Annotated in this window: 29 protein-coding genes; 9 read left to right on the forward strand and 20 right to left on the reverse strand. The window is 64.6% G+C overall.

Features of this window, described 5'->3' with window-relative positions; genetic code table 11:
- Positions 1–83 precede the first annotated feature (83 nt).
- From AC07OH_RS09265 to AC07OH_RS09295, 7 genes are all read left to right on the forward strand, one after another.
- Positions 84–494, forward strand: a complete 411-nt coding sequence (locus AC07OH_RS09265) for a hypothetical protein (protein WP_495300376.1) — start codon at positions 84–86, stop codon at positions 492–494.
- Between the two features lie 30 nt (positions 495–524).
- Positions 525–758, forward strand: a complete 234-nt coding sequence (locus AC07OH_RS09270) for a hypothetical protein (protein WP_495300377.1) — start codon at positions 525–527, stop codon at positions 756–758.
- Positions 759–835: 77 nt separating this feature from the next.
- Positions 836–1,099: a hypothetical protein gene (locus AC07OH_RS09275; protein ID WP_495300378.1), complete on the forward strand. Its 264-nt coding sequence runs from the start codon at positions 836–838 to the stop codon at positions 1,097–1,099.
- 92 nt (positions 1,100–1,191) lie between these two features.
- Positions 1,192–1,407: a hypothetical protein gene (locus AC07OH_RS09280; RefSeq protein WP_495300379.1), complete on the forward strand. Its 216-nt coding sequence runs from the start codon at positions 1,192–1,194 to the stop codon at positions 1,405–1,407.
- A 5-nt stretch (positions 1,408–1,412) separates the two neighbouring features.
- Positions 1,413–1,670, forward strand: a complete 258-nt coding sequence (locus tag AC07OH_RS09285; protein WP_495299678.1) for a hypothetical protein — start codon at positions 1,413–1,415, stop codon at positions 1,668–1,670.
- On the forward strand, positions 1,667–1,993 hold the full coding sequence (locus AC07OH_RS09290; RefSeq protein ID WP_495300380.1) for a hypothetical protein: 327 nt from the start codon (positions 1,667–1,669) through the stop codon (positions 1,991–1,993). Before AC07OH_RS09285 ends, AC07OH_RS09290 begins: the two co-directional genes overlap by 4 nt.
- Before the next feature lie 88 nt (positions 1,994–2,081).
- Positions 2,082–2,690 carry a hypothetical protein gene (locus AC07OH_RS09295; protein ID WP_495300381.1) on the forward strand — a complete coding sequence of 203 codons (609 nt, stop codon included), beginning with the start codon at positions 2,082–2,084 and terminating at the stop codon, positions 2,688–2,690.
- 64 nt (positions 2,691–2,754) lie between these two features.
- On the opposite strand, the gene AC07OH_RS09300 is transcribed toward AC07OH_RS09295, so the two are convergent.
- The 12 genes from AC07OH_RS09300 to AC07OH_RS09355 form a co-directional block, all read right to left on the reverse strand.
- A complete protein-coding gene (locus tag AC07OH_RS09300; RefSeq protein WP_495300382.1) occupies positions 2,755–3,288 on the reverse strand; it encodes a lysozyme in 534 nt (177 codons plus the stop codon).
- Positions 3,285–3,548 (reverse strand): holin, encoded by a 264-nt coding sequence (locus AC07OH_RS09305; RefSeq protein ID WP_495300383.1) that lies wholly within the window; start codon positions 3,546–3,548, stop codon positions 3,285–3,287. Before AC07OH_RS09305 ends, AC07OH_RS09300 begins: the two co-directional genes overlap by 4 nt.
- A gap of 33 nt (positions 3,549–3,581) precedes the next feature.
- Positions 3,582–5,045 (reverse strand): hypothetical protein, encoded by a 1,464-nt coding sequence (locus tag AC07OH_RS09310; RefSeq protein ID WP_495300384.1) that lies wholly within the window; start codon positions 5,043–5,045, stop codon positions 3,582–3,584.
- A 25-nt stretch (positions 5,046–5,070) separates the two neighbouring features.
- Positions 5,071–5,730 (reverse strand): hypothetical protein, encoded by a 660-nt coding sequence (locus tag AC07OH_RS09315; RefSeq protein WP_495300385.1) that lies wholly within the window; start codon positions 5,728–5,730, stop codon positions 5,071–5,073.
- A gap of 208 nt (positions 5,731–5,938) precedes the next feature.
- Positions 5,939–6,211 carry a hypothetical protein gene (locus tag AC07OH_RS09320; RefSeq protein ID WP_495300386.1) on the reverse strand — a complete coding sequence of 91 codons (273 nt, stop codon included), beginning with the start codon at positions 6,209–6,211 and terminating at the stop codon, positions 5,939–5,941.
- Complete coding sequence (locus tag AC07OH_RS09325) at positions 6,208–12,597, reverse strand: LPD38 domain-containing protein (protein ID WP_495300387.1); 6,390 nt, start codon at positions 12,595–12,597, stop codon at positions 6,208–6,210. The genes AC07OH_RS09320 and AC07OH_RS09325 overlap by 4 nt, the downstream gene beginning before the upstream one ends.
- Positions 12,597–13,727, reverse strand: a complete 1,131-nt coding sequence (locus AC07OH_RS09330; protein WP_495300388.1) for a hypothetical protein — start codon at positions 13,725–13,727, stop codon at positions 12,597–12,599. Before AC07OH_RS09330 ends, AC07OH_RS09325 begins: the two co-directional genes overlap by 1 nt.
- Before the next feature lie 67 nt (positions 13,728–13,794).
- Positions 13,795–15,093, reverse strand: a complete 1,299-nt coding sequence (locus AC07OH_RS09335) for a hypothetical protein (protein ID WP_495300389.1) — start codon at positions 15,091–15,093, stop codon at positions 13,795–13,797.
- 10 nt (positions 15,094–15,103) lie between these two features.
- Positions 15,104–16,159, reverse strand: a complete 1,056-nt coding sequence (locus tag AC07OH_RS09340) for a hypothetical protein (RefSeq protein WP_495300390.1) — start codon at positions 16,157–16,159, stop codon at positions 15,104–15,106.
- Between the two features lie 3 nt (positions 16,160–16,162).
- Positions 16,163–16,411, reverse strand: coding sequence for a hypothetical protein (locus AC07OH_RS09345; RefSeq protein WP_495300391.1), 249 nt, complete (start codon positions 16,409–16,411; stop codon positions 16,163–16,165).
- A complete protein-coding gene (locus AC07OH_RS09350; RefSeq protein WP_495300392.1) occupies positions 16,398–16,730 on the reverse strand; it encodes a hypothetical protein in 333 nt (110 codons plus the stop codon). The genes AC07OH_RS09345 and AC07OH_RS09350 overlap by 14 nt, the downstream gene beginning before the upstream one ends.
- An 89-nt stretch (positions 16,731–16,819) precedes the next feature.
- A complete protein-coding gene (locus AC07OH_RS09355) occupies positions 16,820–17,242 on the reverse strand; it encodes a hypothetical protein (protein ID WP_495300393.1) in 423 nt (140 codons plus the stop codon).
- A 278-nt stretch (positions 17,243–17,520) separates the two neighbouring features.
- Here AC07OH_RS09355 and AC07OH_RS09360 point away from each other — a divergent pair, with 278 nt between their 5' ends.
- Entirely contained in the window at positions 17,521–17,742 is a 222-nt protein-coding gene (locus tag AC07OH_RS09360) for a tautomerase family protein (RefSeq protein ID WP_495300394.1), read from the forward strand.
- 157 nt (positions 17,743–17,899) lie between these two features.
- Positions 17,900–19,420 (forward strand): hypothetical protein, encoded by a 1,521-nt coding sequence (locus AC07OH_RS09365; RefSeq protein WP_495300395.1) that lies wholly within the window; start codon positions 17,900–17,902, stop codon positions 19,418–19,420.
- Positions 19,421–19,495: 75 nt separating this feature from the next.
- Here AC07OH_RS09365 and AC07OH_RS09370 read toward each other — a convergent pair whose 3' ends face one another.
- The 8 genes from AC07OH_RS09370 to AC07OH_RS09405 are packed head-to-tail and all read right to left on the reverse strand — an operon-like array spanning position 19,496 to position 25,697.
- Positions 19,496–21,154, reverse strand: a complete 1,659-nt coding sequence (locus tag AC07OH_RS09370) for a hypothetical protein (RefSeq protein WP_495300396.1) — start codon at positions 21,152–21,154, stop codon at positions 19,496–19,498.
- Positions 21,126–21,317 (reverse strand): hypothetical protein, encoded by a 192-nt coding sequence (locus AC07OH_RS09375; RefSeq protein ID WP_495300397.1) that lies wholly within the window; start codon positions 21,315–21,317, stop codon positions 21,126–21,128. Before AC07OH_RS09375 ends, AC07OH_RS09370 begins: the two co-directional genes overlap by 29 nt.
- Entirely contained in the window at positions 21,317–22,093 is a 777-nt protein-coding gene (locus tag AC07OH_RS09380; protein ID WP_495300398.1) for a hypothetical protein, read from the reverse strand. Before AC07OH_RS09380 ends, AC07OH_RS09375 begins: the two co-directional genes overlap by 1 nt.
- Positions 22,053–22,742, reverse strand: a complete 690-nt coding sequence (locus AC07OH_RS09385; RefSeq protein ID WP_495300399.1) for a phage adaptor protein — start codon at positions 22,740–22,742, stop codon at positions 22,053–22,055. The genes AC07OH_RS09380 and AC07OH_RS09385 overlap by 41 nt, the downstream gene beginning before the upstream one ends.
- Entirely contained in the window at positions 22,739–23,095 is a 357-nt protein-coding gene (locus AC07OH_RS09390; RefSeq protein ID WP_307693071.1) for a hypothetical protein, read from the reverse strand. The genes AC07OH_RS09385 and AC07OH_RS09390 overlap by 4 nt, the downstream gene beginning before the upstream one ends.
- Positions 23,096–23,151: 56 nt before the next feature.
- Positions 23,152–23,802 carry a hypothetical protein gene (locus tag AC07OH_RS09395; protein WP_495300400.1) on the reverse strand — a complete coding sequence of 217 codons (651 nt, stop codon included), beginning with the start codon at positions 23,800–23,802 and terminating at the stop codon, positions 23,152–23,154.
- A gap of 31 nt (positions 23,803–23,833) precedes the next feature.
- Positions 23,834–24,781, reverse strand: coding sequence for a hypothetical protein (locus AC07OH_RS09400; RefSeq protein WP_495300401.1), 948 nt, complete (start codon positions 24,779–24,781; stop codon positions 23,834–23,836).
- A 4-nt stretch (positions 24,782–24,785) separates the two neighbouring features.
- Complete coding sequence (locus AC07OH_RS09405; RefSeq protein WP_495300402.1) at positions 24,786–25,697, reverse strand: hypothetical protein; 912 nt, start codon at positions 25,695–25,697, stop codon at positions 24,786–24,788.
- Between the last annotated feature and the right edge of the window lie 84 nt (positions 25,698–25,781).

Genomic DNA, 25,781 nt, shown 5'->3' on the forward strand with positions numbered 1-25,781 from the left:
ATTCTGCTCTCGGATGCCTGTTGACGGAGCGCCACGGCCGGGAAGATACTGTATATCCAACCAGTACTTTTTAGGAGTTCAACATGGACGGAACCACAGTACCCCTCTCGCGCGAGCAATGGATTTCCTCCTTTGCTGCCGAATGGGTTCTTCTTGCAGATGGCCGCGCCGACTACGAGGAGTTGATCTTCCAAGGCAAGACGCTCCACTCCGTCGTGGGCGACAGGCCGCCCACCGAAGTGGCGCAGCTGCACTTCAAGAACTCGCCCGAGCCTGAGCAGCTTGTGCGCGACCCCAAGTCCTTCTTCACCCAGGCGGCGGTCGATGCCGGGCTCATCATGTTGGGCGACCCTCTCGACCAGGATCAGATGGCCTTCGGGCACGAGATCGCAGAGCTGTGCGCTGCGGCCATTGACCATCGACCCGTGAATGCCGAGGTCAGACCCGGCGACTACATCCGCGCGCTGTTCGGATCGACCGAGCGGCGGCAATGAAGACTGTCGAGGCGCGGGTGCGCGAAGGCGATGGAAATTGAAGACGAGTTCACAGCCTTCGCGCGGTTTGCCGGCGAGCTGGGCCCGGCTGAGCCGATGCGCCCGTCGCTGCTCGATTTCGCCGAACAGGTCGTCGCGCGATGTGCTCGCATCGGCGACCGGTACGGCGACCTCGAGTGCAACGCTGGCGACCACATCCGCGCCGTGATGTATGGCATTCCGGCCTTGATGCCGACGACAGCAAAGAGCGATGAGACCCCGTGAAAGCGACAGTTTGGACAAGGCGCATCAAGGGGCGCATTCAGCCCTGGAACCGGCAAGCGCCACCAGTCACGGGAACGATGACCACCAGGGTCAGGGAGGCGCCCGACGAGCGCAAGGTAGTGGTCCTGTCGCTGTCCGGCGGCAAGGACGGAGAGATCCTGCTCTTCGAGCCGCGCCTGATCTCCGCAGGTGGCATCGAACTGAAGTTTTCCGGCTACGAGTGCGATGAGTTCTGCTGGGTGATTCAGGAATGGGTGTGCGAGCTGCAGCCCGAGGCCGCGGTGGACGACGCTGCGTTCCGAGTCGGCTATGGACTTCCGCCCTCGCCTTTGCCGCGATGATCGATGAAATACCACCCACAGGCAGTAAATACGAAATACCACCCAGGGGTGGTATCGCCGCGCTGCCGCGGGCCGACAGCGACAATCTGACCATGAGCCAGACCGACTTTTTCCCCGAAGCCACTACGATCCTGCGCACGCCCGTTTGGTACGACGGCGTCGCGCGCGACGACCACCCTCTTCCCCTCTCCCTCGACGACTACAAGGTTGCGCCCGGCGCGGCCGGCGAGCACTGGGTCGTGACCAACCTGAAAACCGGAGAAACGGTCTACAGCGGCGTCGGCCCTGTCGAGATCCTGCGCGGCTGATCACCATGCAAAGCCTCTACCTCCCAATGACCGAAAAGCTGATCGCGCACTGGCGCGCGAACGGCAACGCCTACCCCCAGAAATTCATCCTCACGCCCGAGCAGCACACGGTTTACGTGGAGACGCGAAAGAAGGGCATCGGCGGCCCCAACATCGATGGATTCGAGCACATGGGCGTGCGCGTAGAAGTTTCCGACAGCACGCCGGGCGTCATGATCGCCGCCGACGGCACCGAGGTGTCGCTCGTCTCAACCGAGGAATGAAGACCTCGGAGCTGGGCGGCGCCGCCCTGAACGCTTGGATCGCCAAGGCCCTGGGCGACGAGCCGGGCACGGCGTACACCACCTCTTGGCCAGGCTTCGATCAGCTGCTCGAGCGCGAGTCGATCCACGTTGCGCCGATGCCCGGAAAGGGGCACCAGTGGTGCTCCATCGTAGTGGGCCGGCCGGGCGGACGGCTGCCTGAAGGCCGCGGGCCGTGGCAGGAAGGGCCGAACCCGCGCATCGCGATGGGCCGGGCCATCGTGGCAGCGCGGTATGGAATAGAGGTTAGCGACCCCGCTGGCGTCGACGCCGGAAGGCAGTAGGCGGTCGACGGAATTTCACCCCTTCGGTGCGCAGACATCGATTTCGTAGCGCTTTCAACTACGATGCGGCCCAGAGGATGGGAAGCCGATGCCAATTCCAACAATTGATTTCGATGTACTGATCAAGCTACTCGCGCCATTGCTTGTCGCTTTGATCAGCAATTGGGCGAAACGTCGATTTGAAGGTCGGGCGAAGTTGATGACCTATCTGGTTCATTCGGCCGCAAACACCTTTCCGGTAGAAGTGCCGCCGCAAGCTGCAAACCCACCCCAGAATGCGCCTGCTCCGACCTTGAATGTCATCCACACACACGCGCTATTGATCAAGAACGTGGGGAAAAAGACAGCGCACAACGTGAGGATCGGTCACAACGTACTGCCCAAGATTTTCAACATCTTTCCGCCCGTGACACACGAAGTGGTGATGAATGGCAACAGCGGCGAAATCGTTCTGCCCGTGCTGGTGCCAGGGGAACAGGTGACGATTTCCTATATCTACGGTCCGCCGTTGCTAGTCGCTGAGATTCTCGGGCAGGTCAAGTCTGATGAAGGATTTTCAACAAGTGGAAATGTGATTCCATCTGTTCCGCCGCCACCAAAATGGATCGCGGGCATCCTCGCAATTCTCGCCTTCATTGGAGCGTCCACCGTGCTGTATTGGGCGTTGAAATGGGCTGCAGGCCTCCTGTTCAACTAGCCCGATTTCTGCTCAATGAGACTCGCAGGGCCGGGTGCCCACCACGGCGTGCAGATCGCTAGAGCTACTGCGCCCCTTGGCACTGCTTATGCAGCCGCTGACGGTCTGTCCATACACCAGCGCACCGACGATTCCCTGGCGTCGAACAGTCGAAGCCGGCTGCGTAGCGGTAGAGAAGGATTGCGTCGCACGCGCCCGAGTAGTCGCCGGCCTGCAGATTTCGCACGATGACACCCGGGCCGCCGGTCTTCGGATTCGTGCAGAAATTGCGCGTCCCGATGTTGTAGGCCAGGTCCACGTAGGCGTCGTACTCGGCTTGGTGCAAGGGCACGTTTTCGCCGATGCAGCGCTTCAGCGCTCCCTCATCCTTCTGGATGTGCGCCAGCGAGCGCTGCGCGGCAGCCACCGGCGTGGTGGTATCGCCCATGCGAACCGGCGACCCGTCTTCCTTGAAAGTGCTACCGAAGCCCACAGTCGGAACGTCGCCCTTCGTGGGGATCATGGCTGTGCTGACGTAGGACTCGCGAGCCAGGATTCCCACGAAAGCCGCTGCACTGATGACGAGCCCACCGATTGCGATGCGGAGCTTCACAGTCATTCGGGCGCCTCATCGCCGCCACTAGGATGCTTGCCACGTCGCAAGAGCTCCACCCGAATCGTGTGCTCGATCTCGTAGCGCCGGTCAGCCTTGACCTTGTAGTACCAGTTGACGAGGAAGCCCCCCACCGCGACGATCAGGCCGACGATGATGGTGAACTCGCTCGACAGCAGCCACCCGAGAAACGACGTCGCCGCGCCCCCGTAGGTCGACTTCGACGCGGCAGCCGCCACGCCAAGCTCGATTGCTTCTTTATCCATTTTTCAGTCCTCGCTTGGCGTCTGCAGCTGGCCTCAGGCCGGCGAGCCACCGCTCGACGTGCCGTCGGGTTCCGCGTTGGGCAGAGTCGTCGTGCGCGCGAACACCAGGTACATCTGGCCGGTGGCTTCGTTGATGAACACGTTTTCGCCGTTCACGAACGACGCACCAGGGACAGGGTTGACGCCCGAGCCCGGCTGCCCTTGGTTGAGGATCGTGAATTTCGCGTAGAAGAATCCGTTCGCTGGAGGAGGTGCAGGCAACGTCGACACCTGTACGCGCGCGGTGTTCGTCGTTACGCCAGGCGGCAGAGAGAGCGAGTAGATGCCGTCGGGAATCCGCGGGTGATTCGCACGCGATCCCACTCCTCGGCCGCCGTCCGGGGCAGAGACGTCGAAGACCTGGGTGACGCCTGCGACATAGGAGCCGGGCGCTGGCCCGCCAGTGCCGTTGGCGGCCGCGATCTCGACACCGCCGTCAGGGGTCGGCGTGACCGTGATGTTGGCGCCGGGGTGGACCTTGCCCGCCGTGAGCAGGCCGCACTCGTTAACCAGCGCATTGCAGTCGATATCGAGCGGCGATGCAGCCAGGCCGTTGCCGGTGATTGGCGACGCAACGGCCACGCCGGTGAACGCCACGGTCAGGTCGTGATTGGTGCCCGGCGTGACAGAGATGCCCTCCCCTTCGTGGATGTCATCGACACCAGGGATGCCGCACTTGGTCTTCAGCTGCTCGCAGTCGATACCCAGCGGCTTGTCGGGCTGACCATTGCCGGTGATCGGCGACTCGACGGGGATGGCGTGCCAGTCGATGGCGTGTTCCATCTCCGCGCACGTCGGCAGCTTCTGCGGGCCGCACAGCAGCTCGCCTGCGCAGTTCGTCCACTGCGTGTTGCTGTCGAGCTTGATCGGGTTCTCGACAGTACCGGTGCCGGTCAGGCCGCAGCCCACCGCCACGGCCGAAAGCCCGGCCTCGGGGATGTCGGGGAAGACGACATGCAGCGGGCTCTGCTGCGTGCCATCGCCGCTCATCGTCTCGTCGTGAATCACACGCACGAAAGCGTTCTCCGTCGCGCTGTTGATCGCGTCCTGCATTTCTTGGCACGTGGGCACCTGATTGCCCGGTTGATGCGCCGTGCCCGCGCAGGTGCGAAGGCCACCAGCAGGCGGCAAGGCTTCAATCGCCTCGCCGATCGCGGCGTTCATCTCGTCGCACGTCGGCACGCTGTCGTTGGCCTGGTGCGGCTCGCCGGCGCAGGTGCGCAGCGATGCCGCGGCGGCGGCGGCCAGCCCGCCAACTTGCGCCGCTTGGATGCTGACGCCGCTGGGCAGCGCGCCCTCGGCCAATGCCTTCGGCGGGATGGTGCCAGGCTTGGCGTTTTCCCACTTCACCTCGGGATCGGGGTACTCGCCCGCCAGATCACCGCCCGCGGCGCCCGACGGTGGCAGAGTTTCCGGGAGCAGCGAAGCGAGCTTTTCGCAGGTGACGAAATTGACCATTGCAGGTTCCTCTTGAAAGTGGTGATCAGCAGGTGGAAGCGCTGTTGCCGGCGTTGACGGCGTAGCCGATCAACTGGCCGCAGGCAGTGACCGGGGCGCTGTGGCCCGGCCGAAACGACGGGTAGATGCGCGACAGCAGAACGCCGTCGCAGTCCTTGATCTCGACGGTGGCCGCAGGGTCAGCCTTGTCGAACGGATCGAAGCCGTAGCCGTACAGGTTGCCTTCGCAGTCCTTGATTTCGGACGTCGCGATGTACTGGCACGCCGAGCACTGCGCCATGAGCAGTGCGTCGCTCACGTCTTCCGCGGACAGCTTCACGCCCACGACAGTGACCTGGCGCGATGCGAAGCCCGGGCCCGAGAACTCGAGCATGTAGTTGCCTGGATCGCGGATGCGCAGGATCGGCTGCTCGAGGCACATGCACACGCACTGCCCGCAGTAGGTGTAGGGCACCGAGCCGATGATCGAGAGCGGGTCCGGGCACTCGACCGCGCAGCCGCTGTTCTGATGCGTGGCGTTGCCGTCCTGGCGCTGGTAGATCTGGCGCACGCACAGGCGGTCCCCTTCCGTCAGGCCGTAGGCGGTGAGCTTGATCGCGCCGCCGGGAGCGATGTCGAAAGCAGCGCCAAGCCACGGGCCGGGCCCCTCGAGCGGCGTCATGGGACTGATCAGTTCTTGGGCCATGCTGGGGTGCCTCTTGCTTGCCGAAGCTGCTTCCGCCGCAGCGGAGAAGCCAAGGGCGGTATTCGGTCGAGCCATAGAAAAAGCCGCGCCCGGTTTCCCGTCGCGGCCCTGTGTGCATCGCCTGTCGCGCGTGTTTGGCGCAGGCATGAAAAAAGCCGCCCGTGGGCGGCTTTGTGAATTCGAGGCGAGATACGCCCCTTGCGCGGGATTATGCAGGGCAGCGATTTGCGATGTCAACGGGAACGCAGGCCCGGCATTTGCCACCCAACACGGTCGCGAAGTACCGGCCAGGCTTGACCTTGAGCGTGTGGTCGTCGGCGGTGAAGCACACGCCGGTGGCATCCGCCGTGCCCGGATAGACGATGAAGGTGCCTGCATTGCCAACGCGCTCCAGGCGCACGGTCAGCTTGCTCTCTCCCTCGAAGCCCTTGAGCGGGATGCACACGTTCGTCGTTTCGGGTGTGATGGTGATCGGCTTCATCGGGTCGTCCTCGTCGTTTCCAAGTTCTGCATGGTGCGCCAGCGGTACAAGAAGTCCGCTTGCGCCTTCTCGCGTTTCACCGCAATCGCGTTGTATCGAGCGCGCGTCGCGTCGGGCTTCATCTTCGCGCGCGTCACCGCCCTCTTCTCCGATTTCAGCGCGTTGTCGGCGCGCTTCCATTCGTCCAGCCAGGCCAACGTCTTGCGCTCTTCTGCGGTGCGCGGATTCTCTTGGACCTCCCGCAGCACGTTGTTCGCGGTGTCGACCGCCTCGTCGAAGCGCGCGCGCACCGCGTAGGGGTTGTAGGTGTCGACAAACTGGCTCAGGAACGGAATCCGGGTATCGCGGCCCAGGCGCTCGTTGTTCGGGTTCGCCACGCCCACCTGCAGCGCCGTGCGCAGTGGGCCCACCGCCAGACCATCGATCAGCACACGGACCTGCTCGGGCGCCAGGTCAATGCCGAAGGCGGTGCGCAGCTCAGTGGCCGCGTCCTTGTAGAAGTCCGCAGTTGCATCGCGCCCCTGCTCCGAATGGAACCGGTTGTCCCGCAGCGGATAGACGATGGGCGAGCCGAACGCCGAGCGGTTCACCGCGACCTGCGCCGCGGGCCGCAGCAGCGTGGGCGTCAGCGCCACCACCAAGTACTCCATCGGGTTCTTCTTGAAGTCGATATCGCTCGGCTGGATCGGGCTGAAGGTCTTCAGGTTCTGCTTGATGGCCAGCTCGGCGAAGGTCTGGCTCGCGGTCTGCTCGCCGGCGCCCATCTTCACGAGATTGGTCGCGAACGCCCACGCGAGCTGCGGCAAGCCGAAGCCGAGCGGAATCTTCACGATGCCATTGCCGACCGGCACCGGGATGCTGCGCTCGAGCGTGAAGTTGCCCAGGTTGTCGATCTTCTTGCCGGCTTCGTCATCGCCGCCGGCCGCGCGCAGCGCCGAGTAGAGCGCCATGCCCGCCACCGTGTAAGCCAGAAAACGCGCCTGCCCCTTGCGCGTGGAAAGCATGTTGGCCAAGGCCGCGCCACCCGTGACCACCGGCTGCGCGAACGCGTACATCACGCGCACGGGCGCCATGATCTCGCCGCGCTTGCGGAAGTTCATCAGGTTGAGCGTCACCTCGGCAGCCTGGCGCGCGTCGACGCCGGCCTCTCTCATCGCCATGAACGCGGTCAGGCTCGACACCAGCTCGAAGCTGTTGTTCCAGCCGTGCACCGCCTCCTTTGCCGCGTTCATGGCGGTGCGCACCGGTGTCGCCGCGCCGGCGCCAGCGCGCTCGATCTCGGCGGCCAAGTCGGTGCGCGTGCGCGAGAGCACATTGCCCCAGGTCGACACGCCGCCCAGCGCGATCAGCTCGTCCAGCGCCTTGGCGGCCGGCGTTTCACCCGCGGCCGCGCCCAGCCCATGAAAACTCTTGCGCGCCGTCGCACCCCACACGTCCGGGCTGGCGTTCAGGGCCAGCATGCGACGGGCAACGGCGTCCATGTCCACCGCCCCGCCCTGCGCATTGCTCACCTGACGGATGCGGATGTTCTCGCTCTTCTCCCAGGCGTCTCGAAACCAGTTCACCGGTGCGAAGGTCAGATTCAACTGCGTCGCGGTGTAGGCGAACCAGCGCGTCGGCGTGCCGGCCAGCTCCAGCAGCAGGCCCGGGCGCTCGACGTTGTTCCGCTTGATCGCATCGATGGCAGCCTGATCCTCAAAGCGGAACACGTAGCTCTGCCCGCCTTCGCGGTAGATCACGACGTCGTCGCTGGGCCCGGCCAGGATGTTCTCCGTGGTGCGGCTGAGCCCGGTGCGCTCACGCGCCGCTTTCACGTTGCCGTCGGCATCGGCCAGCGCCTGCTCGTAGGCCGCGTTCAGCGCACGCTTGTAGTCCTGGAAGCCCGCGTGCGTCGCGCTGCGCGACAGACCCGCCCACGTGGCGGCAAGTCCGTCTTCGGCAATGCTGTCGGTGCGCCCTTCCATCGCGCGATCTCGCGCGGTGTTGGGAACGCTGGTGCCGGTCCCGAATACGTCGGTCTGGCCGTCGGCATCGGGCGCGCCGGTCAGCGGCACGTAGTCGCTGCGCACCGCCTTCGCAATGGCCGCACGCTCCGCATCCGTCACCGCGCCGCGGCGCGCGGCAAATTCACGCAGCTGCTCTGCGATCTGCGGGCGGCCCAGGAAAGCCGCGGCCACGGCCGGCGCCGTCTTTCCGCTCTCGATGTCGAGCGCCAAGCGCCACGCGTTGAGGTCGCGCACTTTGCCAGCGAAGGCTTCCAGCTGCGTCGGCGGGATTCGGCGCTCGATGTTCGCGCGCATGAGTGCAGCCGCGGCGTTGTTCAGGCCGCCGGCCAGGCCTCGGGTGGGTGCCGCGCGCGGGTCGGGTGCGTTCACGCTGTCGATGCGCGCCTGCAGCTCCGCGGTCGTCACATCGCCGCGGGCCACGCCAGCGCGGTCTCGCTCGATCAGTCGAGCATTGGCCTGCGGTGCGTAGATCGCACTCAGGTAGTAGCCGGCCAACTGCTGCGCGGTGCGCGTGTCGATGTTGTTCTGCACAGCCATGCGGCGCACGTCCGACAGGATGGCCTTGCCGTGCCGCTCCATCGCCTGCGCCATCAGTGCTTGCTGCACGCCCTGGCCGCGGTAGAGCGCGCCGTTGATCGCGTTGGCCGTCTCGCGCGAAAAGACACTCTCGGCCCAGCGCACCGCCGGCCCGAGGCTGTCGGCGAACGCGTCGCTGATCGAGTGCACCGCCTGCGTCAGCCGGCTCTTGAGCGCCTCCGTGTCGCGCGCAGCAATGTCACCGGCGAGCGTGGGCGAGCGCGCAGTGCCATTCGCGGTCAGCGTGATGGCCTCGTCTCGCGTGACCGGTCGGCCGTTGATGTTGGGGGCCGCGGTGGCGCCGCCGGTGTAGCTCGCAGCCGCTTCGGCGACGCTACGCCCCGGTGTTTGTTCAAGCGGATTGGAGACGCCACCAAGACCTTGGAGCCGCAGCGTTTGCCCGATCTCCGGCACCGCATCCATCAAGAGGCCCGACGCGACCGCAGCCTTGATCGGCGTCGAGTTCATGTCAGAGTTTGCGCCCACGGCGAAGACGTCACGCGAGCCCGACATTCGCATGAAACGCCGCACCAAACCCGACAAGTAGGCGCGGCTACGCGTCAGAATCTCAGACGGCGCTTCGCTCACCGCTCGCACGCGACCATCTGAGCCACGCCCCACGAGGGTGATCCAGCCCTCGCGCTGCAGCGATTTCCCCAACGCTACCAGGTCACGAGGATCCGAGAGCGTCTTTCCGAGTACCTCCATCGGCTTGCTCGCCTTGAGCAGTTCCTCGGCACCAAAGACTTTCACGCGCACCATGTCTTCGACAGGCGCGCCCTCATCCACCCCCGGCTCGATCTCCGCAAACTTGTTGCTGTTGATGACGACGTGAGCCTTCATGCCCGGCACGCGCGCGGCCAAGTACCGCGTGAGTTTGAGATCGCTCGAGCTGGGCGTGGGGTCGCCGCTGGGATGGTTGTGCAGGATGTAGTAGCCGTCGGCGCCAGTCTGCGACATCTGGTCCCGAAACTGCTGCAGGTACTCGGATTCGGTGGTGCCGGCAGGAATCATGGGCGCCTGCCCCGGCAGCCGAGCGCTCACCCCCGTCGCATGGACGATGCGGCCAGCCTTGAGAAAGAAGACGCGGAAAGTCTCGAACCGCGGGTCGCGGTAGACCTGCGCTAGCTCTGCGAGCTGATCCGCTCCAGAGACTTCACGGCCGACAAGGGCCGTTGAGCCTGCTCGCTCGATGTCAGCGGCGATTCCCAATCCAACGACGTTGGCTCGACGATGTAGGGCACCGTCGCCCCCCCGCAAAGATGAAAGGGTGGAAGATTGGCCCAATACAAGCCCAGGCGATCCGGACCGGTCAGGCGACTTTTCGGGTTGGGCTGGCTCGTTGAGGCTTCCATCTGCCGGAGTGTAGTCCGGGTCTTCGGCGCCCTTCAAGGAACTACTTGGCGCGGCCGCTGCAATCTGGCCAGGCCTCGGCGAGGACGTCGCTTCACCTTGGGTGTGCCCCTTAGAGAGAAACTCAGCCTCCGACAACCCCGCTCGAGAGCCGTTCTTCACGGTTTGCTCCATGCGGCCAGCCCACTTCCGCGGGGCGCGCGCATAGGCGCGGGCGTTCTTGAGCGTCTTCGCTTCGAAATCCGGAACGCCCTCGCCCGGCCGGCCCGCAGCCACTTCTTGCGCCAGGTAGGCCTGGTAGCTGGCTGCGTGGGCCGTCACTCGGCGCTTCAACTCGGCGGGTCCAGGCCTGCCCCTAGTCAGCCGTGCGAGGGCTTGCGCTTCAGATTCGTCTGGGACGAACTGCGTCAGCGCCCCATCGCCTTCAACTGCGCCACCTGGTTCTGCAGTGGGAGCAGCGCCGCCGCCGGCATCGACCGCGGATTGAGCGAGCTGATTCGCTCCAGCGGGGTCAGCTGCGATTGCAGGTGGCTCGATGCTGGCTTGTCCGTCCGCGGCAAGCTGCCCGTCTGCGCCAGTGCTTCCCTCGCTTCGCTGTCCTTCACCTGCTGCGCGAAGTTGCTGTTCAACGAGGGCGTTGAGCTCGACGGCAAGGGCGTCAACGACGGGGTCACCGGTTGGCTCGAGGGCAGCTGCGCGCGCAGAACCTGCTGGATCGACGCCTGTTCCTGCGGTGTCATCTGCTGGTACAGCTGCGCCAGCTGGGAGATCATCGTTGCTGCTTGTGTCAGTGGAGTTTGTGCCACGGTCTGCCTCATTCAGTGAAACGCGAGCCAACATGCGCTGCGCTGCGCGGCCCACGCTGTTCGATTGCTGCGCCAGCTCTTCCAGCGTCCCGTTGCGCATCGCGCTTTCAAGGCTGCGCTGCACGTGAGTGCGCACGGCTGGCGCCGTGGGTGCGTCAGCCAGGACGACGCTCATGTCTTCCGGCGTGACGTAGTAGCGTTCGCTGAGGCTGCCGGTCGCGTCTTGGCCCTGGCTCGCCGGATCGAAAGCGATGGCGGCCTGAGCCGACGCGGGCGCAGCCGACACCTGCGCCGGCGGCGCGTCTCCCGAGAGCAACTGATCCTGCAGGCTGGTCGAAGCGCTGCCGGACCCGCGCTGTTGCGCCACGCGCAGCCCACCGGCCGCCCCGGCCAAGCCGCCACCGGCGAGCGCACCCTCGGTCGCCGCGCGCGCAACGCCAGTGCCGAGGCTCGTCGTGGGGTCGACGAGCTGGGTCGCGAAGTTCGAGATTCCCTGATTGGCACCTTCCTCGATGGCCTCCTGGCCCGTCTCTCCCAGCACCTTGCCCGCGATCTGCCGCGCGCCCATCGTCCCGCCGCGCAGCAACGCCTCGGCGCCGTGGGCGACGCCGATTCGCCCCATCACGCCGCCCAGCACGGCATTCATTGCGCCCGACACGTTGCTGGCATAGGTGGCCCGCTCGCGCTGCGCGCGCTGGCGCCCTTCTGCGGTATCGCCGTACTCGGCAACCCGGCGCACGTATTCCGGGTCGCGCAGCATGTCAGCATGGCCCAGCCGCATGACGTTGTCGAAGGCCTCGTCGCCGTTGGCCGCGCCGAGCGTCGCGCCGGTAACGATCACCCCCGCCACGCCGACGGGTCCACTGACCAAGCTGCTGGCCAAGATCGGCGCGCTCGTGCCCACTGCCTGAAAAAGCTTGACGCCGGGCATCGCGAAGAAGTCGCGCCCGCCCGCCTTCATGTCCTCGTACCACGGCACCTTGTCGGCCCCGCCGAACTGCTGGTCGAGTGCCTGCTTACGCTCAGCCTCCTGCTTCATCAGCTCTTTGGTTTCATCGCTGAAGTTGGCTTCGCGGATGCGCTGCGCATCGGCCTTTGCGCTCGCACCGAAGCGCTGCAGTGATTCGGAATTGATGGCGCGGCCGATCACGTTTGCGGTCTGGCCAGTCACGTCCGCCAGGCCTGCGGCCGCGGCGTCCCAGTAGTCGCGATCCAAGCCCTGCTTGGCAACGACCTTGCCCGGCCGCTGCACGTCCATCTGTTCCAGCAGCTTGCCCTGCATGGCGTCGCGCCGCTTCACCCAGGCCTTGCCTTGCGAAGTGGTGAGGTCTTCGGGCTCGTCGCCGATCTGCGCCGCGATGAATTTCGGCAGGTGCTCCTGCGTCCACGCGTCTCGCTTCTGGTTGTAGAGCTGCGCGCTGCTGTTGGCCGATACGCCCTGCTGCTGCAGGTAGGCGTCCAGTGGCACCCAACCGCTTTCCGCGAGCCGCTGCGCCGCAGTGTTCTGCTGTTCGGCCGCGGCCTCGGCTTGATGACTCGCCCGGAAATTGCCGGCGAACTTCTCTGCATCGGCCACCACCTGCTCGACGGGCGTGTCATCGCCCCACGCACGCGTCATCGCGTCGATTTCGTCCATCAGTGCCATCAGGTTTCTTTCGAGATCAATTCGATGAAGCGATCGACGCCACCGCCGATCAGGTCGGTGGTGTCGTCATCGAACGCGGCCCTCACGCGCTCGTCGACTGAGTCGGCGCGCTGCTCGTCCGCCTGCTCGTCCGAGAGCTGCGCCATCACCTGGTCGGCGAAGTCGTCAGGGATGGGTGCTTGGTCCGCGCTGGGCTGCGCCTGAGGTGCGGCAGGGTCGGCGCTCACCAGGTCTGAGCCCGCCGGTGCCTTCGGGCTGCCCATGGCCGTGCGAAACTTCTGCAGGTAGCCCGCGGCCGTGGTCAGGCCATCCGTGCGGCCCGGCGCGGGGTTCGGCGAGCCGGTGAAGTATTCGTTCGTCGCAGCATCCAGATTGCCGCCGTTCTTGCGCGCGAGGTCCGCGTACATCCGAATCCCGGCCACCGTCGCGTGCACGGGGTTGTTCGGATCGGTCATGCCCGGCGCGGCGTATTGCTCGAAGTTGCCGTACTTCGCGCCCAGCTTCTTCGACAGGATTTGCATCGGCCCGATGGCGCCCACGCTGTTTGCCCGGTACGCGGCCGGGTTCTCGCCATGCGTGCTTTCGATGCCGGCAATGGCATCGATTGCGCTCTCGAGGCCTGGGGCGTATTGGCCGGCGAGATGTGCAATCTGCTCGCGGGTGATGCGACCGCCCGCCGCCGCAACAGGATCGGCGTTCGGGTCCGTCTGCGCCTGGCCGGCCGCGGCGGCCGGCGCCGCCACCTTGATGCCGGCGGCCTTGAGATCCTTTGCCGGGTTCCCGCTCACGCCAAACGCCGAGTACGCGCTGCTGAGCGTGGCTTCGTCGATCAGCTCGCCGGTGTACTTCGTGCCGCGGGTGTACGCCCGCAGTGCGCGCTGCGCGAGCTTGGGGTCGGGCGCGGCCGGGTCGCCGCCGAGGTAGGTGATGGCCGCGCCCAGATCGGTGCCGCCGGCTTGCTGCTTCGCCGCGGCCAACGACATGAGGCCCATGTCGATCTGGGCGCGCCAATCGCTGGTGAACTCGTCGGGGTTGCGCACGCTGTCGACCGGCGCCCCCATGAGCCCGAGGCGGTTCCCGGTGCGACCGGTGTTGTAGCTCGACAGCTCCTCGATCAGCCCGATGGCCACGCCCGGGTTGAGATCGAGTGCGGCCGCGCGCTCCGCGACGTAATCGCGGATGGCCTGTGCGTTGGGTTTAGTTGCCACTGAATGCCCTCATTGCCTGTTCGCGGCGCTGCACGCGCTGCTGTTCTTCACGCTGGCCCGCCGCCACGCGCGCCTGCTCGCGAGCGTCCCAGGCCTGTTGCACTCGAGTGCGCTCGGCTTGGAGGGTGCTGTCCGCGGCGCCGCGCTGCTGAAGCAGCAGCTGGTTGCGGCGGTTGAGATAGGCGGCCTGCATCTCTCGGTCGTCGATGCCGTCAGACTGGGCCGAACGCCAGAGCGCGTCGATGCGGTCGATCTCGGCCTGCACCGGATCAGGCGCAGCTGGCGCCGGTGCCGAGGGCGGCGCGGCCGCAGCGGCTGCCGCTGGTCGTGCTGCCGCGGCGCCGGGCGCGGCCGGAGTAGCTGCAGGTGCGGCAGGGCTCTGCGCTGCTGCGCTGGGCGCCACGGCCGCCGGCCCCGATGCCGCGAACCCGGCGCCGGTGAAAGGATCGATAGGCACCCCGCCGCCACCGCCAGCAGCCCCGGCGGTCGCGCGAGCTGGCGCGCCGCGCGCGCCGGCGGTGATCACCGTTCGCGCGATGCTCCCCACCATGTTCATCCGCGCCGCATCGCGCTGGGCCTGCAGCCGCTGCGCCTGCGCTCGGACCTGCGCCTCGGCAGACAGCTCCCGCTGACGTTGGCGCAACGATTCGTTCGACCCGCGCGTCATGTCGTGCACCTGGGCCATCAGCGCAGATCGCGAAAGCGTGACCTGCGACCCGCTGGGCGTCTTGAGCACGAACTGCTCTTCGCCCGAGGCGTTCTTGCTGTTGGCCGGCAGGGCTTCATACCCGGCGCGCAGCAGTCCGCGGTCGACGCCGAACTGGATGGCAGCCACGGGGTCAGCCGACGATGTGCGCTTCAGCTCCTCGAGCGCTTTCTGGTTGCCGCTGAGACGCAGCTTTTCCCGCGCCCACGGCGTGATGTCGGGATTCTGTTCGACCGCCAGGTCGTAGCGCTCCCACGGGGTGAGCCGGCGCTGCCGCGAGCCGCCCGCGCCGTCGTCCTCGTCGACGAACTCGGGGGTGTTGGCCAGAGCCTCGATTCCCTCGCGACGCGCACTGACGTTGTCGCCCTCGAACTCGGCCTGCTGCTGCTTCGCCTCGTTCACGGCGTTCACCGCATCGACCTTGGCGTCTTGCGTGTTCGCCGTCTCGTCGAGCTTGTAGGCGTTGTCGAGGATCTTCTGGTAGTCCTGGAAGAGCTTGTTGCTCTCTTCGAAGGGTTTGGAGGTCTGTTTGAACCCTTCGTCCCAGCCGGCGTTCAAATCCCAACTGCTTTGTGTTGCCATGCTGTGCCTTTCAATAGCCGGGACTGGTCCACGGCGAGCTGCTGCCCGGGTTGTTCACGCCGGCGCCCATGCCGTCGAGGCCGGTTTCGCCCCACTGCTGGAATCCCGCCTGTTGCGGCGTGCCGAAATCCGTGCCGCCGCCGAATGCGCTCATGGGTGCGAGGTCCGTCGCCGCCACACTGCCTTGCGAGACAGGAAACGCCTGAGCCACCGACGCCCCGCTGCTGTAGCTGTACACGCCGTTGTCGGTCACCGAAGGCGCTTGGTAGCCGGTGCGCAGCATCCCGCCAGCGAATGCGCCAGCCGCCGCGTCAGCGCTGAGCAAACCGCTGACCCGTCCAGCGATGCCGTTCACCGCTTGAACCCAGCCCTGGTACGGATTGATGCCCGCGCTGGCCTGCACAGCGGCCGCGGCCCCCTGCAGCGCGGCAGACGCGCCCTGTGCATGCCCACGCATGGCTTGCAGCGCCTGCAGCCGCTCGGCCTTGGCCTGCGCCTTCCGTGCCTCGTGCAGAGCCTCCTCACGGCGGTAAGCGGCTTCGACCGCACGGGTAATCTGCTTCGCCTCCTCGATGCCGATGCGCCGCTCTTCGCCGCACGCCATCGCTGCGCAGTTCACCGGGTAGCACCTGGCCAGCTTCTGCCGCAGGCGGCTGAACTGCGCACGAATTGGGGCGGTCACTCGGGCCTTGATGGCGTCGTAGTCCGGTGCGGCCACGGTCTGATCGCACGCGTCGTCTGCCATCTGGCGCTCGCACGCCATGATGTATTCGTACTGCGTGCGCAGATTCGTGCTGTTGCGCATTTGCTCGGCCGCGATCAGGTCGAGCCGGTCCTGCGCCTGCTTGGCGATGTCGTGCTGCTTGTCGGCGAAGTAGAGCTGCGCCGCCGACTGGATGCCGGCGACGATGCTCTGCATCAGGGTCTGGTTTTTGACCGCTTCCAGGTAGCGGCAGGCGTACCAGACCTGCGCATGCGCGGCCTTGACATCCTTCTTGACAAGATCATCCAGCTTGAGGCAATCGCCGCTGTCAGTGTTCGTTCCGCCCGTAGGAATTGATGCCATGAATCACTCCTGGGCGTTGTCGTCCATCATCGAACAGAAGCCGTCTTCCTTCTCGGTCGACGTGTAGACCCAGCTCATGCAGTCATTGCCGAGACACTTGCAATCCGAGTGCGCCTGGCCGCCCTGCTGCCGGTTGATCGATGCCACGGCCACGGTGAAGCCATTCGTGGCACCAAGCAGCATCCCCTGCACGGTCTGGCCCTGCCCGATGGCGAAGGGGCACCATTTCTGTTTGGCGTCAGACTCTTTCATCAACGACCTCCCGCCAGCCGCGCACGAACGTGTCGAACACCGCTTGTCGGTACGCATCGATTTCCGCCTGGTGCTCGCCCACCGAACAGAGCAGGTAGCAGACGTACTCGCCCTCCGCCATCGGATGAGGCACGGTCAGCCACACCTGGGCTGCGACGGGCTTGCCGTCAGCGCGTTTGACGAACGCGTGCGCGAGCCCACTGCCGGCGAGCGGCACCAGCAATCCGGCGTCGACCGGGCGGTGCAGAACTTCCGAAATGAAGTTGCCGAACTCCACGTGCCATTCGGCAGTGGTCGGGCGTTCGAGCTTGATGGTCATCGGTACTCCAAAAGCAAAAAGCCCCGCAGCACGAATGCTCGGGGCATAAAAAAGCCCGCCGAAGCGGGCCCAACGAATTGGATTCGGGTCTACTTAGACGAACACAGGCGTTTGTTCACGTATGACGACGTGACAAATTGACCGTCTTTTGCATAGTAAACAGAGCGAATCGCAAAATTCTCATCTTGTCCTCGCTTCATCGAAGCGAGGCTCTGACAGTTCCATCGTTCTGAACCGCGACGTACATCCTGCGCCTGAGAGGTCGACAGATTCGAGTGCACGGTGAACGACCATGCCAACACCGGCGTGCAATTAGCACCTTCGAAAATCACGGCCAGCTTGTCAACGGTGGTTTCAGAATCAAGCCAATGGGGCAGCTTCTTGTTGGTATCTCCAATCCAGGGCCGCATGCTGCTGTAGATGATCTGATTGACCGGATCGTCGAGGCAGTCTGCAGCGGCAGGCGACGACCATGCAACAGCGGCCGCCAGAACCGCAAGGGCTCGTTTCATCTGTTCTCCCTGCTTTATCGGAGGCGCCCAATGCGCGCCGCCGACATCTTAGAGAGCAGCATCGAGCGAAGCCGGGGCGGCGAAGAGGCTCCTTGAAATTCCAAGTACAGACGTGAAAAAGCCCGCACAAAGCGGGCTCGCATCGGTCGCCGGACGCAGGTCGCCCCTACCCCGACATTCTAGATAGCGCATCTGTCGCATGCAAGGACGTGCACTACTGCTCTCATCGGCAGTTCGAGCACAATCGCCCAGCGATCGATTCAAGGAAGAGCATCCACATGCCCATAGTCACCATCCGCCTCGCGCGTCGTAAACCGGCGGCCTCGAAGGAGCAGAAAGCCGCGCTAATCGCTGGCGCCACAAAGCTGTTGCACGACGTGCTCGGCAAGCGGCCAGAAGACGTGACGGTCCTGATCGATGAGATCGATCCCGACAACTGGGGTCAAGGTGGTGAAAGCGCGATGATGCTGCGGCAAAGTCGGCGTTCAGCGGGTGACTAGTCGAGTACCCGGAATACCCAACGACCGCTCGGAGGCCCGAAGCAGACTGCTGCTACCCCCGAAATGACCCTCGACAAGGAAGCCAACTCGCCCCGCCTTCGGCAGTATGCTTCGCACCTAACCTGCGTGAATAGTTCAAAAAATACCGAGAACCTTGATGAACACACTTGCAAAACTCGAATTGCCTAAGCGTTGGGAGTTTCTGGAGCAAAGAGCCCAGGCAGCTGGGCTTGATGCGGGTCTTTTTGTTGAGCGAGTGGACAGCGCAGCAGATCGCATTGACTACCTTTTGCAGCGCGTGAAGACAGGTGGCGGAGGACTTTTTGAGGTGTTCTACGGTCTTTCCGGCAGTGGAAAGACAACATTTCTCAAAACACTACCCAAACAGTTTCAGCAAATTCGAGTTACCTCGTTCCCGAAAGATAAGCCCCTGAGCGAACTTCCTACGTTCATTCATGACATGTACGTTCCGGGAGATGCAAGCGCTCGAGTCGTTCTGATTGAGCGCCGGGACAACCCATCACAGCAAGATATGCAAAGTCTCAGTGAGAGCTTCGCAGAACTGCTCGAAGTCTTTCGTGACCCAAAGGGTGCCGCACTCGTTCTTTGGCCAGTTACTCGAGAGCCCTCGGCACAGAAAATCGCAGCTGAAGCTTGGGCGACGGGGCGTGATTCTATGACTGATACGCGCTCCAGGGGATTTTTCAATTTTACCGGACTGCCAAAAGATCGCTTCTACTCGGTGGCAGACACGACAACTCGAAATTTGACGGGCGATGGTCTAGAGACCTTTGGCGTCACACCAGAGGTAGCGACTACGTTGTTAGCCGGCGTTGAAACTATTGCAGATTTCTTCAACGCAGTGGACATCTACGCTGAAGAGCAGAGAGAAAAAACTTGGTCGGTTCTCAAGACGAAGGTCCGTGCTCGCCTTTGGATCGTGCTGCCAGGTGATATTCCATCTGCAATTCGCTCCACTGTCTTGTCACTTACACAAGGCTCGCGAAACAGAGTAGACATCGAGTTGGTAGCTGAATTTATCGACCAACCCGATGACAAGGCGCCACTTTATGTTGCGGATTGGAAAGCAAGACGATCAGCGATGGCGCACCTTCTTAGGGCGATTGATTTGCGCCTGTTCGAGCTGCCACCGAATGTATCCCTCGCTGCCATCCGCGCGTATGGCGATCCAACTATCAAAGCAAGGCTCAATCAGCCTGCCGCCAGAGCGGAAGATGCCAAAACGGCTATGCGCAACAGCAAGCTGTACAAAGAGATTGAAGTAGAACTCGGCATCAACGAGACACCGTTCGCTGGAGCCAGCCGCGATGTTGAAGACACCTCGAATGAATATCGCCGAGTACAAGCCACCGCGTCCAAAGGGGATAAATCATTGAATAAGGCAATTGGTCTTTTGCTAGCCGATTGCCTTAAAGAAGATGCGCCCAAAGTCGCTGTTGCGAGTGAAAAAAAGTCCCTGCCTAACTGTGAGCTGAAGCCTGATGTGTGTCTTCATATCGAAGCTTTGGACTACATCTGTATCGAGCCGACATGGCGGTCGACGGATAAGGGAATTCCCGGCGAGTTAGAGGGTGGGCAGAATACGCTAGCTGCATCGCATATGAAAAAGTATCTCCTAGACAAGGCCATGCAGTACATAAAAGCGCTTGACCTTTGATTTGACATTCAAAGTATCGCCACTCGGTACTGAATTTCTTTTCGGCGTGCCGCTTACCTCCGCCTTACCTCCGCCTTACCCCGCCCCCTGCGCCAGATCGCGCACGCTGCTGGCGATGTGGAACTCGCGCACCTCGCCCCTCGTCTCGATCTCCGCCTGCCAGTCCAGGCCGGACACCAGCGGCAGGCGCTGCGGCAAGTTGGAGTCGACGACCTCGATGTCGACCAGCTCGTCGTCGCACCAGTGCCGCACGGTCACATCGCCATTCGTGTGCATGACCTTGTAAGCCGCAAACGCGGTGATCGCCGGCATGTCCAGTAGAGCGCCGCGCCAGCGCAGCGTCATGAAGGTGGTCCCCGCATTCCACTGGTGGACACCGTCCGCCAGAAGCAGGTACAGCTCGTCGGAGTCGGAGCGGTACACCGCGCTCGGCCGTAGAGTCAACGTCGTGAGCCCGATGTCTGCCGGCTTCTCGTACACGTTGTCGGGAATGCGCAGCCGGATGGCCTGGCCACGGCAGAAGCCGAAGTAGTGCCCGTCGTGCACCACGCCCACCATCGTCCAGGGCTCGAGCGCCTGCCACTGGTCGCGCGCGAAGTAGTCGTCGGTGAGCAGTTGGCACTGCCCGGCCGGCGAGATCATCAGCAAGCCGTCCTTGGTGGCGTAGATGGCGTGATCGTTGTAGGTGACCGCACTGCGGATGCTCACGATGGGATGCTTGTCGTCCAGCTCGCGCACCTGGTGGCAGTTCCCGCCCTCGCAATCGCCCTTCAACGCCACGATGGCGGGGCTGCCATCCGTGAGCACGTAGCCCGTCGACTTCCCCACCACCCACGCGCGCGGCGTGCTGTGAAACGTCACGGCCAGACGCGATGGCCAGGCGTGATAGTGGTGCTTCAGCGAGAAAACCAGAGCGTCGCCAGCCAGCCCTGAAAGCTGCGCGTCACCCCAGTAGCGAACGAATCGCAGGTTCGCGGGCGGCTCGTCGAACTCTTCGCCGTCGAGCTCGTCCTCGGGCTGCACCGCGGCGGGGTCGTCGCTGAAGTCCGTGGTGCCGAGAGGAACCTCACCAATGAAGAAAAAGCTGCCGTCGATGTCTTGCTTGTCCGCGCCATAGGTCAGTTCCTGTTCGCTGCGATAGATCAGCACCGCCTCGACGCACCAGCCGGGGAACGCTGCGGGGATGCCTGTGACGGTGACGACGGCGGTGGAGTCGACCTCCACCTCGATACTGGCCGGGCTCGGCTGGCTCATCTCGCCGAAGGCGTTGCGCAGGCGGTAGACATAGCTGCGCAGCTGCCGCCGGTGGATGTTGTCGGCGAACGCCGCCGGCGCGGGCGCCGCGGCCACCGGTGCGGGAATGTCGCAGGGGAAGCCCAGCCGGCACCACGTGCCCGCGCAAGCGTCGGCGACCTTCGCCGTCATGGGATAGCCGTGGCCGGTGTCGGTGGCGAACACGCGGCCGCAGTTGATCGCCGCATAGGCCACGCTGGCCTGGCAGTCGTCGAACGTCAGCGTGCAGCATTCTTCCCGCCACAGCGCGCGCCCTGCCCCTTCGGCCACCTTGGCAGACGCGCGCCAGGGCCGCAGCGTGTGCCGCGACAGGTCGACGTTCTCAGCGACCACCGCCATGTGCTTGGGCAGGCTGTGGTCGCTGTTGATCGGCGCCATGCCGCCGAACTTGGTGATGCGAAGACCCGGCATGTCAGGCGCAATCCGGCGGCGATTGAACAATCACGCGCTCCACGTCCCGCCGGACAGGCTTCGCGGGCTCGGGAAAGGCGCAGCGCTTGCAGGTGTCGTTCTTCTCCGGCATGCATCGCAGCGTCTCGTGGCAGCCCATGCAGGGCGCCTCGGTGCCCGGCGGGCACGCGGGGGTGGTCGGTGTGGTTTCCATCAGAAGCTCCGTTGCGCAATGGCCGACCGGCGGCCAGACGCAAAACTGTTGGCCGCGTCGATCTTGGCCGCGGCGATTTCCATCTGGAACTTGCGGTCGAAGTTCACGCCGTAGTCGGGCCGCGTCCATTCCCAACCGGGCAGCGTCAGCAGCCGCGCCAGCGCGCCGTACTGCATCGCCTGCCGGTACCGCGCCTTCAGCTCTCGATCGAAGACGCAGGCCTCCTCGGTCGGCACCGCGTGGTAGGTGATCTCGATGCCCATGCATTCCTCGTCGCACGTGGGCGCGCAGTCGAGCACCAGCTTGTCGGGAATCTCGAAGACGAAGCCGCCGCCGGCGCAGCAGTCGCCAGTGCTGCAGCAGCCCAGTTCGCTCGGGTCGATGCAACGCCCGCTGACGCACAAGCGGTTGACCAGGCCCACGCGCTCGTCGGGTAGCGTGCCCACGTAGTAATCGCGCACGCCCTTCTGCGCCACCGTGCGGTAGACCCGCCGAAGCACGCGCGTGTCGCTCGCGAACTCGACGGCCGCCTCGCGCAGCGCCTGCAGGATGGCGCCATGCGGCGCAGCCATGCGGTCGCCCGCGCTATTGCGGTAGCTCACGCCCGACGTCACGAACGCAGCGAGTTCCTCCCAGGGAATCGTCTCGACGTCGCGGCCGGTGTTGGGGCGGCAAATCTGGCAGGCCGGCGCGCACGGCGGCGCGGGCGGCTGGCAAAGCGGATTCCAGCTCGTGTCAGCTGGACTGCTGGCTGGCTTGGAGTTGTCGTAGGGCATTGGTGCGTGCCTCCTTGTAGTAGTCGCGGTCGACCGACTTGTGCACGCCCAGGAGCCGGAAGAACAGCCCGATGTAGGTGTCAAACCACGCCTTGCTGCTGGCGCTCTCCTGCTCGGTGGCATAGGCCATCGCCTTGACGTAGTGCAGCAAGACAGGGAACCGGCCGGCGTCCAGGCACAGCGGCTCCTCGAGATCGTCCACGCACAGCGGCGTGGGCTGGATGGCCACCACCACGCGCGCGTAGACCTGCTGGTCCGGCGCCACGGGTGGCGTGACGGTGAAGCGGCACGGGATCATCCCGTCCACGGAAAAGGTCTTGGGCAGGTCGCCCGGTGCGTTGGACACGCACTTGAAGGCGCCGAAAAAGGCGCCGGCCTGGTCGTCTTCCTTGTTCGGCTTCGACAGCACGTTGCCGCAGGCGTCGGTGAACGCCTCGACGTCGTAGATCTTGTCGCAGTTGCAGGGCTGCTGCAGCTCGCCGGGTTGCAGCTGCATCAGCACTGTCTTCTGGAACAGCTCAGGCCGCAGCTGGAAGATCTCGGCGAGCGCGTCGTTGAACCACTCCACGAAGAGCTCGTCGATCCAGCGCTTGGCTCTCGTGTCCGAGAGCTCAGCGCGCACGCGGCGGATGGCGTCAGCCAGGTTCATTCGACGACTGCGATTTCGCTATCGGGGGTGGCGGTCGTGGACGTGCGCGGGCCAGGCTTGCGGCCCGGCTTGGCTTTGGTGCTCGCCTTCGGCGCGGCGTCTTCCGCGGGCCGGCGCCCCTGAAGACGCGACGGGATGAACGGTGCGTCGAAGCCGGCCACGCTGGTGCGGCCGCTGCCGCCGCCCTTGACCACCTTGAACATCTCGCCGGCCTCGGTGCGCATCAGCATCGGCGTGGTGGCGTCGCGACCGATTGCGTTCGGGCGCGGCGCGAATTCCAGGCCGTTGTACTCGCTGCGCACCGTGGCGCGCTTGACAGTTTCTTCGGTGATGGAGACGGGTTCTTGACTCATGGGGATTCCTTTGATGAATGAAGGGCCGGGCCCCGTGAAGAGCCCGGCCCGTGCGATCAGTTCGCGTCGCCGCCGAGGGCGGGAGCGCCGTCCTGCGTCTGCGTCTCGCACACCCGGTCGCCGTGGCAGATGCCATCGCGGCGGATGCCGATGAAGAGCCGGATGGCGAAGTCTTCAATGGTTCCCACCGTCGGCAAGGCGGTGATGGTCAGATGCAGACCACCCGGCACGTCGTAGAACAGCGGCTCGATGTCACGGGTGAAGTCCCAGCGATCGCGCGTGTCCGCGCCGAGCCCTTGCGGCGAATCGATGCCGACCACCGTCACCGCCTGCGTGCAGGCCGCAGCAGGCGGGGCCGCCTGGGTGTAGGTGGTGCGCACATGGTGGCCGAGCAGATCGCGATCGAACGAATCGCTCACGTCGAACGAAAAGCCGTTCGTCTTCGAGTCGACGTGCACGCGCAGCGACTCCAGCACGCTGTAGGTGGGCAGCGGGATGTAGATCACGTCGCCGACCGCGAGATCCTGGGCGGTCTTGCCGTAGCGCTGCATCAGGCGGTTCAGCAGCTGGCACACGTTGTAGTCGAACAGCGCGCCCGGCGGGTGCATGTGGTGGCCGATGTCCAGGCCGTAGCAGCGCGCAGCGCTCGGGCCGCATTCCAGCGCCGAATCGGCCGCGCCGCCGATGCCGAGGTTGTAGGTCGTCATGATTGAATTCCTCTCTGTCTCGTGGTGGGTGTTAGACGTAGCGGACCTTGGCCACGGCCACGACGCGCGGGTCGGGAACCTTGAAGCCGAAGGCGCCATCGCCGATCAGGTAGAAGTCGCGCAGGTGCTTGTCCCACTCGATGTAGTCGATGTCGACGGGCAGCCAGCCTTCCTTGTTGGGCATCGCGATCACGTAGTCGATCTGGCCCGCGGCCGACTGGCCGGCCATCGGCGTGTAGATGTCGCGCACGATGCTGTAGCCGGAGCTGTGCAGCACCTTGCCGGTCACCATCGTGTTTTCTTCGCCGCAGCAGATGTTCAGCTTCTCCTGGCCGGTGCCCAGGGCGCTGTAGCCCTCCTGGTTGACGAGCACCTGCATGTCGCGCGGGTCGCACGAAACGCCCTGGTTGGCGATGGCGTTCGCCAGCAGCTTCACCACTTCGCTCATCGCGTGCTGGCCGGCACCGGGCTCGCGCGTGGTGGGCACGACGAACACGCCGTCGGCGGCAGCCGGGTTCAGCACGATGTTGCGCGGGTGCGCCGAGCCGGCCAGCTTGATGTAAGCGAAGTTCGTGATGCGGCGGTTCATCCACTTCGCGACGCCGTTCTCGGTGGCGCTCTCGACGCCGGCCCAGCGCTCGCCCAGGCGGATGGCCTGCGTGCGGTTGAACTTCATCTGGAAGGCCAGGGGCTGGCACGCCTCGACGAAGTCGGTGCGCATCTTCTGTTCCAGGTAGGTCACCTGGCCATTGATACCTTCATCGGCATCGGACTCGCACATCTCGCCGAAGCGGTCGTAGAGCACGCGGCTGGTGTGCGTGATCTTCCCGCCATCGAGGATGCTCGGGTTGATATCGAAGATGTCCATGGCCTTGGACATGCACTGCATGTCCAGGTAGGTCTGGGTGGCGTAGGTCGGGTGCAGCTTCGGCAGCACGTCACCGTGGTGGCCGAGTGCGTGATTGGTCAGATTCGACATGGTCTCAACTCCTGTTTGCTATCAAGAACTCACGCGCCTTGCGTGGGTCTTTTCGGGCGATCTCCCGCGACTTGGCTTCGACCTGGGCCACGGTGAGCTTCACGCCCTGCCGCGATCCGCCTTGCGGCTTGGTCACAGTGCCCGGTTGCGCGGGTTCCTTGGATTTCTCGAACTGATCGACCTTCTCGGCGATGTAGTCGACGGCGGAGAGATCGCGGTCGCGAACAATCGCGGCGATCTCTTCGTGCACCGTGCGGCGGCCGTCGCGCGTGCCCTTCGCCCACTGCATGAACTCCGAATCGGCGTCCCGGCTGTAGTCGATGAACTTCTCGGGCACCGAAGAAAAGAACTTCGATTGCCGCTCCTGCGCGTCACGATCCTGCAGATCCTTCTTCGTCACGACATCCACCGGTGCCTTGCGCACCAGCCGCTTCGTGTCGATCAGTTCCTGCTCGATCTCCTTGGCCGCTTCTTCGCCGAGTAGCTCGGTCATGCGAGCGCGCTTCTCGTCGGTCCATCCCAGCGTGGTTTCTTCGGCCTTGGCCTTGATGCTGGCCAGCTCCTCCGCTGCGGGCTTCGCCGCTGCCAGTTCCGCTTCGACCACCTTGAGGCGGTCCTGCGCTTCCAGCAGCTTGCCCTGCACGAACGAGTGGTTCTGCACGACCGGCTCCAGCTCCTTGAGCTTGGTGCTGGCCTGTTCGAACCGACCCCGCCACGCTGCGACGTCATCGGTGTTGCCGCTTTCCTTCGGGACATCGGTGACGTCGTCGGCGGGAACGTCGTGGTTGTCAGCGTTCGGGTCCACTTCGGGCAAGTTCGACTCTCCGCCCGTCGCGTCCAGTTCGGCAGCTTCCAGCTTCTCCCGCATGTGGCGCGGCAGCATGGCGCGCGCCTTGTCATCGATTCCATTGGTCATTCAACACCTCGTTGGCAAGCCCTTTCGGGGTCGCCCAATGCGGCCATGCCCAAGCGGGTTTAGGCCAAAAGAAAAGCCGCACGA

Source organism: Variovorax sp. GW821-FHT10C12, assembly GCF_059415405.1.